Annotated in this window: 14 protein-coding genes; 4 read left to right on the top strand and 10 right to left on the bottom strand. The window is 65.9% G+C overall.

Features of this window, described 5'->3' with window-relative positions; translation table 11 throughout:
• Window positions 1–3: 3 nt before the first annotated feature.
• Window positions 4–1,158 carry a xanthine dehydrogenase family Fe-S subunit gene (locus SCD90_RS09205; protein WP_319844362.1) on the top strand — a complete coding sequence of 385 codons (1,155 nt, stop codon included), beginning with the start codon at window positions 4–6 and terminating at the stop codon, window positions 1,156–1,158.
• Between the two features lie 6 nt (window positions 1,159–1,164).
• Here the strand turns inward: SCD90_RS09205 and SCD90_RS09200 are convergent, their stop codons facing one another.
• Complete coding sequence (locus SCD90_RS09200) at window positions 1,165–1,542, bottom strand: Rieske (2Fe-2S) protein (RefSeq protein ID WP_319844361.1); 378 nt, start codon at window positions 1,540–1,542, stop codon at window positions 1,165–1,167.
• A gap of 41 nt (window positions 1,543–1,583) precedes the next feature.
• Window positions 1,584–2,861, bottom strand: coding sequence for an amidohydrolase/deacetylase family metallohydrolase (locus SCD90_RS09195; RefSeq protein WP_319844360.1), 1,278 nt, complete (start codon window positions 2,859–2,861; stop codon window positions 1,584–1,586).
• A gap of 122 nt (window positions 2,862–2,983) precedes the next feature.
• Between SCD90_RS09195 and SCD90_RS09190 the strand changes: the two genes are divergently transcribed.
• Window positions 2,984–3,520, top strand: a complete 537-nt coding sequence (locus SCD90_RS09190) for a MarR family winged helix-turn-helix transcriptional regulator (RefSeq protein WP_319844359.1) — start codon at window positions 2,984–2,986, stop codon at window positions 3,518–3,520.
• Window positions 3,521–3,573: 53 nt separating this feature from the next.
• Here the strand turns inward: SCD90_RS09190 and SCD90_RS09185 are convergent, their stop codons facing one another.
• From SCD90_RS09185 to SCD90_RS09160, 6 genes are all read right to left on the bottom strand, one after another.
• A complete protein-coding gene (locus SCD90_RS09185) occupies window positions 3,574–4,278 on the bottom strand; it encodes an ABC transporter ATP-binding protein (RefSeq protein ID WP_319844358.1) in 705 nt (234 codons plus the stop codon).
• Window positions 4,271–5,080, bottom strand: a complete 810-nt coding sequence (locus tag SCD90_RS09180) for an ABC transporter ATP-binding protein (RefSeq protein ID WP_319844357.1) — start codon at window positions 5,078–5,080, stop codon at window positions 4,271–4,273. The genes SCD90_RS09185 and SCD90_RS09180 overlap by 8 nt, the downstream gene beginning before the upstream one ends.
• Complete coding sequence (locus SCD90_RS09175; RefSeq protein ID WP_319844356.1) at window positions 5,077–6,114, bottom strand: branched-chain amino acid ABC transporter permease; 1,038 nt, start codon at window positions 6,112–6,114, stop codon at window positions 5,077–5,079. The genes SCD90_RS09180 and SCD90_RS09175 overlap by 4 nt, the downstream gene beginning before the upstream one ends.
• Window positions 6,111–6,983 carry a branched-chain amino acid ABC transporter permease gene (locus SCD90_RS09170; protein ID WP_319844355.1) on the bottom strand — a complete coding sequence of 291 codons (873 nt, stop codon included), beginning with the start codon at window positions 6,981–6,983 and terminating at the stop codon, window positions 6,111–6,113. The genes SCD90_RS09175 and SCD90_RS09170 overlap by 4 nt, the downstream gene beginning before the upstream one ends.
• Before the next feature lie 123 nt (window positions 6,984–7,106).
• Window positions 7,107–8,261: an ABC transporter substrate-binding protein gene (locus SCD90_RS09165; protein ID WP_425265669.1), complete on the bottom strand. Its 1,155-nt coding sequence runs from the start codon at window positions 8,259–8,261 to the stop codon at window positions 7,107–7,109.
• 53 nt (window positions 8,262–8,314) lie between these two features.
• The gene (locus SCD90_RS09160) at window positions 8,315–9,190 is read right to left on the bottom strand and encodes an alpha/beta hydrolase (protein WP_319844354.1); all 876 of its coding nucleotides are present in this window, start codon (window positions 9,188–9,190) and stop codon (window positions 8,315–8,317) included.
• Window positions 9,191–9,525: 335 nt separating this feature from the next.
• Between SCD90_RS09160 and SCD90_RS09155 the strand changes: the two genes are divergently transcribed.
• Window positions 9,526–9,849, top strand: a complete 324-nt coding sequence (locus tag SCD90_RS09155; RefSeq protein ID WP_319844353.1) for an XdhC family protein — start codon at window positions 9,526–9,528, stop codon at window positions 9,847–9,849.
• Entirely contained in the window at window positions 9,849–10,547 is a 699-nt protein-coding gene (locus tag SCD90_RS09150; protein ID WP_319844352.1) for an XdhC family protein, read from the top strand. The genes SCD90_RS09155 and SCD90_RS09150 overlap by 1 nt, the downstream gene beginning before the upstream one ends.
• A 14-nt stretch (window positions 10,548–10,561) precedes the next feature.
• Here SCD90_RS09150 and SCD90_RS09145 read toward each other — a convergent pair whose 3' ends face one another.
• Together SCD90_RS09145 and SCD90_RS09140 are read right to left on the bottom strand one after the other, a co-directional pair.
• Window positions 10,562–11,179: a DUF1989 domain-containing protein gene (locus SCD90_RS09145; protein ID WP_319844351.1), complete on the bottom strand. Its 618-nt coding sequence runs from the start codon at window positions 11,177–11,179 to the stop codon at window positions 10,562–10,564.
• 12 nt (window positions 11,180–11,191) lie between these two features.
• Entirely contained in the window at window positions 11,192–12,016 is an 825-nt protein-coding gene (locus tag SCD90_RS09140) for an FAD binding domain-containing protein (protein ID WP_319844350.1), read from the bottom strand.

Here is a 12,016-nt window from a genome sequence, read left to right as displayed (position 1 = left end):
GCGATGAACACCGTCACCATGAAGGTCAACGGCGAGCGGGTCAGCCAGGCCGTTGAACCCCGCCTGCATCTCGCGGACTTCGTGCGCGAGAACCTCAACCTCACCGGCACGCATATCGGCTGCGAGCACGGCGTCTGCGGTGCCTGCACCATGCTTGTGGACGGGCGGCCGACGCGCTCCTGCATCACCTTTGCCGCCACTTGCTCGGGCGCGGAGGTGCGCACCGTGGAAAGCTTTGGCGATGATCCCGTGATGAGCGCATTGCGAAGTGCGTTCACCCGCCATCACGCATTGCAATGCGGCTACTGCACGCCGGGCTTCCTTGCCACCGCCTACGACATCGTCACCCGCCTGCCGGACGCCGACGATACGCGGGTGCGGGAGGAACTTGCCGGCAATCTGTGCCGCTGCACCGGCTATTCAGGCATCGTGGCTGCCATCCGCAGCGTGCTGGACGAGGGCGCGCCGGAGCCTTCGGTTCGCCCGATTACGCGCCCACCGGTGGAGGCCGGAAGTGCTGCTGCGCCTGCGTTCCGGGCCGTCGAGCCGAACGCGCCGGCAAAGTCGGTGAACGGGAGCCTCCCGCCGCTGCCCGACACGCTGGACAATCCGGTGACCCTCCACCGCAAAATCCCCGTCGCCGTCCCCGTGGATCGGCTTTGGTCGACCATCCAGGACATCGATACGGTTGCACGCTGCCTGCCCGGTGCCAGCATAGAGGAGCAGGATCCGGCGGGCATCGTGACGGGCGCGTTCCTCGTTGCCATCGGCCCGATGCGCGCGACGTTCCGGGGCCGCGCCAAGGTGGACTACAACGCTGTGCAGCGCACGGGACGCGTGATCGGCAGCGGCGGCGATCCGGTCAGCCGATCCCGGGCCGATGGGGCGATCAGCTTTACGGCGGAGGCGGTGGATGCCGCCTCATCACGCGTTGCGGTCGAGATCGCCTATAAGCTCACCGGCCCGCTCTCCCAGTTCGGCCGCCCGGCGGTGGTGGCCGACATCGTGGACCGGTTGCTGGAGCGCTTTGCCGCCAATCTGGCCGAAGCGGCCGAAGGGCGCGAGGTGCAGGCTTCCGCGCCCATCGGGGGCATAGGTTTCATGCTCCAGACCATGTGGTCCCTGATCCGCAAGCTCCTGCCCGGCGGTCGCGGCTAGACCGGGTCAGAACGGCTCGGGCGGTCTGGGTGCTTTCGGCACGCCTGGCAGGCCGACGAACACGCGGGCATCGCTGACACGGGTCGGAAAGATGCGCAGCGACCGCACGTCCCAGCCGGGCACGTTACCTGTCTTCAGATCGAACCAGGCCAGGTGCCGCGGGCACATCAGCCGTCCACCGCTGCAGCGTCCCTTGGCAAGGTCGGCGCTCTCGTGCGGGCATTTGCGTTCGGCGGCGTGGATGGCCCCGTCGCTCTGCGCCACGACCAGATGTTCCCCGCCGATAAAGACACCGATCAGCGATCGCCGTTCCAGCGCCTCGACCGTGCAGGCCTCGACCCAGTGCAGGGCGTCGGGATCGTGGGCGGGTGGGGACGCGGTCATTTCAGGGGAAGCCGGGGCGCAAACGCCCCGGCTGTCGATGATCAGGCGGCAACCGCGTGCGGCAGGATCGGCGAGTCCGCGTCGAAGCGCTTGCCGTTGCGCAGGCAGAAGGCCGGGCGCAGCAGGCGATCGGCGATCACCCGCGTGTCTTCGTTGTCGCGCAGCAGGAAACGGCCACGGTCGTCATGGAGCACCGACACGTCGGCCGCGTAACCGGGCTTCAGCGCGCCGATGCGGTCGGACAGGCCGAGCATCTCGGCGGGGTTCTTGGTGACCATCGGCACCACATCCTCGAGCGGGATCCCGAGCGCCATCATGGAACTCATGGCCTGGGTCAGGCTGAAGCGCGCCTGGCCGAGGAAGGGGTGGTTCTCGTCGTCGTGGTGCTCGTCTGGCGTGCCGGCGGGCTGCGGGACTTCCGTGTTGTAGCCGTGCATGTCCGCGCCGAGCGTGTAGGGGATGACGCCGGCCGGAAGCGAAGCGCGCGCCACGCGGTAGGAGAAGTGGCTTCCATGGCCGACATCCACGCGCAGGCCTGCGTCCATCGCCGCCCGGATGATGGGATGGACCACGCCCTCTTCGTTGATGAAGCCGCCGGGATGGCGGGTGAACGGATGAGCCAGCACGTCGCCCGGCTGCAGCAGCGGGATCACGCGCTCCATGATGGTGTTGGCGTCCTCGCCATTCGCCCCGCTTTCGGGAAGGCCCCAGAGTTGGCCGAAATGCACGTAGAGGGGCAGTTGCGAGCGGCGGCTGATCTGGGCTGCCATCTCCATGACCTTGATGCCCCAGCGCGCGAAGCCGCCGATCTCGGCATGGCCCTTGATACCGCGCACGAGATCCTTGTTCTCGGTGGCGGACTTCACCGTCGCGTCCACGTCCACGCCTTCGGGGCTGTAGAGATTAGGGTAGAAGTGCCCCTCAAGCCCTCCCACGAGATAGGCGGAGAGGAAGGCGTAGACGCGGGTGTCGGCCTTTTCCGCGATGTAGTGCCGGAAGCCGGGCAGCGTCATGCAGGAGGGGCCGCCCTGATCGACCACTGTCGTGACGCCCGAGCGAACGCCCACCATATCGGGGTTCAGGCCGAAACGCCCCGTCACGTACTGGTAGATGTGGCCGTGCGTATCGATCATGCCCGGCAGGACCAGCTTGCCGGACACGTCGATCACATCGGTGGCGCTGGTGGGGATGATCGTGTCTTCCACGGCGGCGATCCGCCCGTCGCGGATGGCAACATCCTTGATGCCGTCCACGCCGGACGCTGGGCAGATGACGCGGCCGCCGCGCAGCAGCGTGTCATATCGCGAAACGTCAGCCATTATCGTACCTCGTCAAATTGTGCCGGAGCGTGCATCGCTGATGCGAAGCGTGCTTCGTATTTAGGTATGCATAGCCTGTGCCACCCGGGCGATCCAGACAGGTGTGCGGAGTTATGCGAGACATGGCGAGCAGTGAGCAGGCGGCGATGGACGGGGACGGACGCGGCACCGGCGCGCCCGCACAGGGGAGCGTCATGGCGGACGAGGCATGGTCGATCGGCGAGCGGCCAGGTTTCCTGATCCGGCGCATGCACCAGATTCATGTCGGGCTCTTCATGGACCTTCTTGCCGAGTTCCAGATCACCCCGCTCCAGTACAGCGTGCTGTCGGCGCTGGAAATGCAGGGGCCTGCCGACCAGACCGCAATCGCCCAGGCCGTCTACCTCGACCGAACGACCACCACCGGCATCCTGAAGCGCCTCGCCGCGCGTGGTCTGGTCGAACGTACTGCCGCGCCGACCGACCGCCGCCGTCAGGTGTCGCGCATCACGGCCGCGGGGCTGGCCTTTCTGGGAGAGGCCGCGGCGCAGGTAAAGCGCGCCCATCAGGATACGCTGACGCCGCTTTCTCCCGCCGAGCAGAAGCAACTCGTCGGACTGATGACACGGGTGGTCGCGGCCCGGCAGGAGGACAACGAAGACCGCCTGCTGACAATCTAGGCAGCAGGCGGGCGCTTCGCGGGCAAGCGGGTCTCGCGATCCCAGCGGCCGGATCAGCCGCCGAGATAGGCCGCCCGGATATGGGGATCCGCGATAAGCTCCCGCCCGCTTCCCTCCTTCACCATGCGCCCCGTCTCGAGCAGGAAGGCATGGTCGCAGAGTTCCAGCGCGGCGAAGGCGTTCTGCTCCACCAGCAGCACGGTGGTGCCGGCATCGCAGATGCTGCGGATCATCGAAAGGATCTGCTCGACGATGGTGGGCGCAAGGCCCAGCGATGGCTCGTCGAACAGGATGAGCTTCGGTCGCGACATGAGCGCCCGGCCGATCGCCAGCATTTGTTGCTCGCCGCCGGAGAGGGTGCCGGCGGCCTGTGTGCGCCGTTCCTTCAGGCGCGGGAAGTCCGAGTAGACCTTGTCCAGATCCTGCCGGACACCTGCCTGGTCGCGGCGCAGATACGCGCCCATGATGAGGTTGTCGGCCACGGTCATGTACGGGAAGACGCGGCGGCCCTCGGGACAATGCGAAATGCCCCGGTCCAGCACCTTCGCCGGATCGAGCCCGGTGATGTCCTCACCGCAGAACAGGATGCTGCCCCCAACCTTCGGGGCAAGGCCGGACACCGCCCGAAGCGTGGTGGATTTACCGGCACCGTTTGCGCCGACGAGTGCCACGAGTTGGCCCTCTCCCACATGCATCGTGATGCCCTTGAGGGCGGAGACCGCGCCATAGGCACACTGCAGATCGCGGATCTCAAGCATGGGCCAGTTCCTCCTCGATCCGGGTGGTAGCGGCGCTCTTGCCGAGATAGGCCTCGATGACCGCCGGATTGGTGCGGATCTCTGCCGGGGGTGCATTCGCGATGAGCTGGCCGTGGTTGAGGCAGACGATGCGGTCCGACACCGCCATGACCATCGGCATGTCGTGCTCGACCAGCAGGATCGTGGTGCCCGCGTCACGGATGGCGCGGATGAGGCGCACGAAGTTATGCGTCTCGGAGGCGTTCATCCCCGAGACCGGCTCGTCCAGCAGCAGCATGGTCGGATCGGTCGCAAGGGCCAGCGCAACGCCGACGAGCCGCTGCTCGCCATAGGAAAGCGACCCCGCAGGGGCATAGGCGCGTGACGTCAGGCCAAGCTGGTCCAGGATTTCCGCAGTGCGCTCACGCCTGCGGGCCTCGCCGCGGCGCTCGCGCGGCAGGTTGAACAGAGCGTCCAGCACGCCTGCGCCATGCGCCGCCCCGTGAAGGGCCAGCATGACGTTGTCGAACACCGTGTCGTTGGCGAACACGGAGGTGCGCTGGAAGGTCCGCGCCAGGCCAAGGCGGCTGACGCGGTTCGGCGACAGCCCCGCAAGGTTGGTCCCCCGGAAGCAGACCTCTCCGCTGGTGGGCTTGAGATAGCCGGTGATGATGTTGAAGGCCGTCGTCTTGCCGGCGCCGTTTGGGCCGATCAGGCTGAGGATCTCGCCCTCGGCAACATCGAAATGCAGGTCGGCGATGGCGCGCAGTCCGCCAAAGCGCATCTCGACATGATTGACGGTGAGGATGGGCGCGGCGCTCATGTGCGGGCCTCCGCGCGGGCATCGATGGACGGTGCGGGGAGCCGGTTGGCGCGGCGGCGCGCGAACCATTCGTCGACATAGGGCGCGAGGCCCTTGGGCGTCAGGAACAGGATGAGGATCAACACCGCGCCATAGACGATCCACTGTGCCTCAGGCGCCATATAGGGCCTCAGGGTGACAGGCAGGATGCTGAAGATGACCCCACCGATCAGCGGACCGGCCAGCGTTCCTTTTCCGCCGCTGACGACCATGATGATCATGGTCACCGTGTAGGTGAACAGGAACACGTCCGGATCGATGATGCGGAAGTAATGGGCGTAGAGGCTGCCCGCGGCGCCGGCCATGGCGGCCGAGATGGTGGCGGTGATGGTGAGGGTGCGCGTGACGTCGATGCCTACCGACATTGCGAGCGGCTCATTCTCCTTAAGGCCCCGCATGGCCCTGCCGAAGCGCCCGGAGACAAGCCGTGCCACGACCAGGTAACACAACGTGGCGACCGCCAGCATCAGGTAGAAGTTCTGCGCCTTGGTGCGCAGCACCGTCTCGCCGCCGAAGGGTAGTCCGAGCCGCATCTGGGGGATGGAGGTAAGCGCCAGCGGACCTTGGGTGAGCTCTATCCAGTTCAGAGCAACGAGCCGCACGACTTCCGCGAAGGCGATCGTCACAATCACGAAATACGCGCCGCGCACCCGGAAAGAGAGCCGGCCAACGATGAAGCCGCACGCGCCCGCCAGAACAACGGCAACCACGAAGCCCACCAGCGGCGGCCACGCCTCGTGCACGACACGCACACCGCCGAACAGGCCGACATCGAAACCGAGCGAGGTCAGCGCGCTGGCATAGGCGCCGATGCCGAAGAAGGCGATGTGACCGAGGCTGAGTTGCCCCGTGAAGCCGAGCAGCAGATTGAGGCTGATCGCGCCTATCGTGAATATGCCGCCTGTGATCAGCGCGTTCAGCAGATAGGGATCCTTCACGAAGAGCGGGAGCAGGACGAGGATCACGAGGAGGAGGGGCGGGAAATAGCGGCTCATCCGATGCGCTCCGCACGGGCGAAAAGGCCGGTCGGCTTCATGAGAAGGACGGCTATGATGATGATGAAGCCCATGGCGTCGCGGTAGCCGGACGAGATGTAGCCGGCGCCGAACTCCTCCGCGAAAGCAAGGATGAAGCCGCCGATGGTTGCGCCCGCGACATTGCCCAGCCCGCCCAGGATGACGATGGCGAACGCCTTGACCGAGGCGAGATCCCCCATTTGCGGCACGACCACATAGACCGGGCCGAGCAGCGCGCCGGCCGCCGCGGCAAGGCTGGAGCCCAGCGCGAAGGTCGCGGTGTAGATGAATTTCACATTCACGCCCATCAGCGCCGCCGTGTCGGGATCCTGGAAGGTGGAGCGCATGGCGCGGCCGAGCCTGGTCAGATTGATCAGGGCATAGGCCGTGGCGATGAGGGCACCGGCCGCGAAGAAGACGAACAGGCGCATCCACGAGAGGGAGACGGGGCCGAGCTGGACGGGCGCGTCCGGAAACGGCGACGGGATGGCCTTGGCCACGCCCCCGAAGATCCACAGCGTGCTGGACTGAAGGATGATGCCGGCGCCGATCATCACCAGCATCGTGGTATCGATGTCCGCTTTGCGCAGCGGCCGCAGCAGCAGGACCTCGATGACGGCGCCGAGCATCAGCCCGCCCAGGATCGCAACCGGAAGCGAGAGGAAGAAGTTGAGGCCCAACGCTGCGCAGGCCAGGTACATCAGGTAGGCGCCGAAGGTGTAGAGCGCGCCATGCGTGAAGTTGACGACGTTCATGATCCCGAAGATCAGGGTGAGGCCGATACCCAGAAGCGCATAGGCGCCGCCGAGAACCAGCGTGTTCACGCCATGCTGTAGAAACTGATCCAAGTTGCCGGCTCCGTATCGGAACGATCTTCTTCCGGCGCGTCGGCCGAACTGGGGTGGTGTGCAGAGAGCGTGCCAGCCGGGTGGAAGCGGCCGGGGCCCGTTCCACCCGTGCAGGGCTCTAGCTCAGAGCTTGACCTCGCCGACCTTCCCGTCGGCGATCTTGATCAGGTAGACCTGCGGCTTGCTCTGGCCGCTTTCGCTGCCTGCCGGTCCGGACTTCTGGAACTTGATCGGGCCGTTCAGACCCATCATGTCGACTTTCCAGAAACCCTCCTTGATGGCCGCGGGCTCGGCCGAGCCGCCCTGTTCGATGGCCGCCGCGATGGCGCGGATTCCGTCATAGCCACGGAAGCTCTCGGTGGTGCCGGCGAAGGGATAGCCGCGCTTGTTCCACTCGCTGATGAAGTACTCGGTGGCCTTCGGATCGGGTGTAGCGGTAGGCACCCAGGGCAGGAAGGTCGTGAGGTGCATCGTGCCTTCGGTCGCCGCGCCGGCCTGGGCGATCAGCTGATCCGGGTTCTGCGAGCCGCCCGTGGTGATGACGCGCTTCTTGAGGCCCATGGAGGCCATCTGCTTGAACACGAGCGTCAGCTGGTCCACCGCCGCCGTGATCATGATGGTGTCGGCATCGGTGCTTTTGATCTTGGCCAGCTGGGCGCTCATGTCCTGCGCGGACGCATCCATGGTCTCCGTCAGGCCGACCTCGACTCCCTTCTCCTTCAGCAGCTTGCCAAAGTCGGCGGCGGCGCCGCGTCCCCAGTCATTGTTGATGACCAGGAAGTCGACCTTCTTCACGCCGATCTTCTCGATCATCGGTGCAAAGGACTCGGCCTCGAGGGCGGAGGGCGGCGAGATGCGGAAGACGAATGGGTTGCCGGAGGTGGTGATCTTGCCGGAGGAGGAGGTTTCGACCAGCATCGGCACCTCGTATTCTTCCAGCTTCGGCATGACCGCCAGTGTCAGGCTGGAGCCCCAGGCTCCGAGCAATACGGGCGTCTTGTCGCTGGTGATGAGCTTCTCGGCGACCGCCGCGGCCTCTGTCGGGTTGGACTTGTTGTCCTCCACTATCAATTGGATCTGCTTGCCGAGCACGCCACCCTTGGCGTTGATCTCGTCCGCCGCAATGCGCGCGCCGTTCACAACATAGGCTCCGGACGCCGCGAACGGCCCGGTCAGCGGCTGGTTGACGCCAATCTTGATCACATCCTGCGCGAAGGCGGTGCCTCCAAGCATCAGGAGGGCCAAAGCAGTCGTGCAGACAATTTTTGAAGTGGTCATCCGGGTCTCCAGTAGGCGGTGTGTGTGATCCGTGGTTGCTCGCGCGGCAGCGGTCAGGCCGCCGCTTTTCCCTTGCGAGCGAGGGCCAGGACTTCCTTGGCGGCGCGCACCAGCACTCCGTCGAGGGTGCGGAACTGGTCGAGCACGGTGAAGTGGTCGGCACCGGGCAGGGCGATGAGGGCGCCGGGTGCGCTTGCCTGTTCGCGGAGCTGGTGAAGGCGAAGCGAGTCGTGCACGAGAGCCGGCAGTTCGTCGCAGCCATAGGCAATGGCCATCGGCTTGAGGCAGACCGGACGGCGCAGCGGCGAGAGCGTGGCAATCTCGTCGTCGGTCAGGCGCAGGGCCTGGTTCAGGAACGTGTCGCGCAGGGGCGCGAGCTCGTAGACGCCGGAGATCGCAAGGCCGGCTGTGACAGCCGGATGGTCCAGATGCAGGGCCGCAAGCTGGGCGCCGGCCGACCAGCCTGACAGCACCAGGGGCCCGGAGATGCCATTGGCCGGGCCTGAGGAGGCGAGCCAGTCGAGCGCCTCGCGGATCTCGGCGGCGATCTGGGTGAGGCTGGCCTCAGGCGCCAGTGTGTGGCTGGGCATGGCGACGGACCAGCCCGAGCGCGCCAGCCCTTCCGCATAGGCTGCGAAGTTCTCGCGAGAGTTTTTCTGCCAGTAGCCGCCATGGATGAAGACGAGGCACGGCGCTGAGGGGTCGGCGGCGGGATAAAGATCGAACGCCGTGCGCTCCCCATGTCCGTAGGCTACGTCGAGCCCTTGAGGATGCGCATTCCGCCAGATGGCCGAGGCGGCATTCCGCGCCTCGATCAGTGCCGGGCTGTCGGCCACGGCCGCGTTGTTGTTGTAGGCGGCATCCCGTTCCGCCTGGCCAAGGCTGGCCCAGCGGTCCCATGGCGACGATGCCGGGTTCTGCGAGCTCATCGGCACGCCGCAAACTTGGTGTCGGAGACGGGCAGCATTGACCGGGCCTCAGGCTAGGAAAATAACGAAGTGTTATTCGCATTTCCTTATGCAATCGGTGTGCCACCCGAGTTCGGACGCGTGGATGCCGTTGTTGAGTTGCCCGTCCCTAAGGCAAGCATCGCTGATCGGAGGCCGGCATCGGCTGCGGAAATGGTGCGGCCAGCCCACGTGCCTGATTACAGATTGGGCATCGTAGCCGCAGGCGGCTTCCGTTCGGCTGGCACGGTCAGTGCTGGATAGATGGAGGCAGGGCCTTTACGCTGACGGGGCGATGTCGGTGCAGGAGTGTTTTCATGAGCGGGTCTGCGGATGATGTGCTTTTGACGGCCGGGTCATGGTTGGCCTCCGGGCGGGCTGTTGCCATCGCCACCGTCATCGAGACCTGGGGCTCGGCACCGCGGCCAGTTGGCAGCCACCTCGTCATCGATGCCGACGGCAATTTTGAAGGCTCGGTGTCGGGGGGCTGCGTGGAAGGCGATGTCGTGGCAGAGGCAGCCGACGTGATCGCGAGCGGGCAACCGCGAATGGTTGAATTCGGCGTCGCGGATGAAACCGCCTGGCGCTCCGGCCTGTCGTGCGGCGGGAGCATCCGCATCTTCATCGATCCGGTGACCTGATGCGCCGCGATGTGCTGGAGGCGGTGGCGAAAGCCCGCCGTGAGCGCCTTGCCGTAGCGCTCGTCACCGAACTCGATACCGGCTCATCGCGCGTGGTGCGGGAGGACGAGCTTGCCGACGACGCCATGGGCCAGGTGCTTGCGCCCCTCTTCCTCTCCGGCCGCTCGATGCTCCTCAAGGACGTCGAAGGCGGGATCTTCGCGAACATCCAGAATCCTCCGCCCAGGCTGATGATCGTCGGCGCGGTCCATATCGCGCAAAGCCTGGTCCCGATGGCGAGGCTGGTCGGGCTCGAGGTTACCTTGGTCGATCCTCGGCAAGGCTTTGCGACCTCGGAGCGGTTCCCCGGTCAGGAGGTGCTCGCCGAATGGCCTGAGAGTGTCCTCGCCGATCGTCCTCTTGATCGCTTCACCGCCGTCGCGGCGCTCTCGCATGAACCGCGCATCGACGATTTACCTCTCGCCGCCGGTTTGCGGGCCGGGTGCTTCTATGTCGGCGCGCTCGGAAGCCGCCGCACCCATGCAAGCCGGCTGGAGCGCCTGCGCCTGCTTGGCTTCGACAGTGCAGAACTCGGCCGCATCAGTGCACCGATAGGGCTGGACATCGATGCGGTGTCGCCTGCGGAAATCGCCACGGCGATACTGGCCGAGATCATCATGTCGCGTAGAAGGCCGCACCTGCCGGCACCCAACAGTTAAGGCGCGGGGATGGCTCAGGGTTGCCAGACCGTGAGGCGGATCGGCGAGGGGCTGCCGCCGCAGCACGGGTTCAACTCCTGCGGACAATTGGAGATCACGACGATCACGTCTTTCTCGGCGCGGAGATCGACATAGTCGCCCGGCTTTGAAATTCCGTCGGCGATGGTCAGTCCACCGCTTCCGTCCACCGGCACGTGCATGAAGAAGTTGACGTTTGGCGGAATGTCGCGCTCGTCCATGCCGAGTTCGCGCAGGGCCGAGATGAAGTTGTCCCGGCAGCTGAGATCGCCCGGCCGGCCGTAGCGGATCTGGTTGATCTCCCGGCTGCAGGCCCCAGCCAGGGTATCGTGCCGGCCGACGGTGTCCTCGATCATCGTCACAAGCGGTTCGGCAAGGTTGTCGTAGAGCACGCAGCCTTTGGACAGATAGACGCTGCCGGCAAGCTTCATCGTGTTTGGCGCATTGTAGCGAGCCGAAGGCTGCTCCGCGTCGTAGAACAGGGTATCCACCGCCTGGCACCCTTCCAAGTCGATGATGCGCAGCACCTCGCCCCTTGCGAGGCGGCGGTGCCAATAGGCGCGCGGGGGAAGGATCTCATCGCTGAGGATCGCTCCTGCGGGTTCATGGTTCATCTTCCGTCCTCTCTAGAGGGGTTGCTCAGGCCATGGCGATACACCCATCCGCCGCACCGCCAGACGTGCCATCACGCTTGCGAGATGCGCCCTGTAAGCGCCGGTGCCGTGCATGTCGGAGATCATGCCCTCTGCCGGAAGCACGATATCGCCAAGTGCAGCCTCGCTGAAGTCGGTCGCCAGTGCCGCCTCGGCCTCCTGCCAGCGAAACACACCATCGCCGCTGACGCCGGTGACGGCAACGCGCACATCCTCCGTGCCGCGCACGATGAAGACGCCGGCCATGGCGTAGCGCGAAGCCGGATTGCGGAACTTCGTGTAGGCGGCGCCTTGCGGAGCGGGAAACACAATCGCGGTGATCAGTTCGGAGGGCTCAAGAGCCGTCTCGAACAGGCCGAGGAAGAAATCGGCTGCTGCAATGCGACGGCGGTCCGTGATCACCGTGGCACCGAGCGCGAGGCAGGCGGCGGGGTAATCTGCCGAGGGATCGCTGTTGGCAACAGAGCCGCCGAGGGTCCCGAGCTGGCGGACGGCCGGATCGCCGATCAGGCCGGCCAAGTCCGCAAGAGCGGGTATGTGGGCTTTCATCAGAGGCGAGGATGCCACAGCCTCATGCGGCGTCATGGCGCCCACGAGGACACCCTCGTCGCAGACCGAAATGCCCCGAAGATCACCGAGCGCGCCCAGGTCCACGAGGTCCGAGGGCGCAGCGAGCCTTTGCTTGAGGGTCGGTATCAGCGTCTGCCCGCCGGCCAGGAACTTCGCATCCGGGTTGCGGCTTGCCAGTTCCACCGCGAGCCCTGTGTCTCCCGGCTTGTGGTAGGTGAACGCAAACAT

The sequence above is a fragment of the Terrihabitans rhizophilus genome, assembly GCF_033898525.1.
Taxonomy (GTDB): domain Bacteria; phylum Pseudomonadota; class Alphaproteobacteria; order Rhizobiales; family Methylopilaceae; genus Flaviflagellibacter; species Flaviflagellibacter rhizophilus.
The sequence above is the reverse complement of the archived record's forward strand: the minus strand, read 5'-3'. Positions and strand labels throughout refer to the sequence as shown.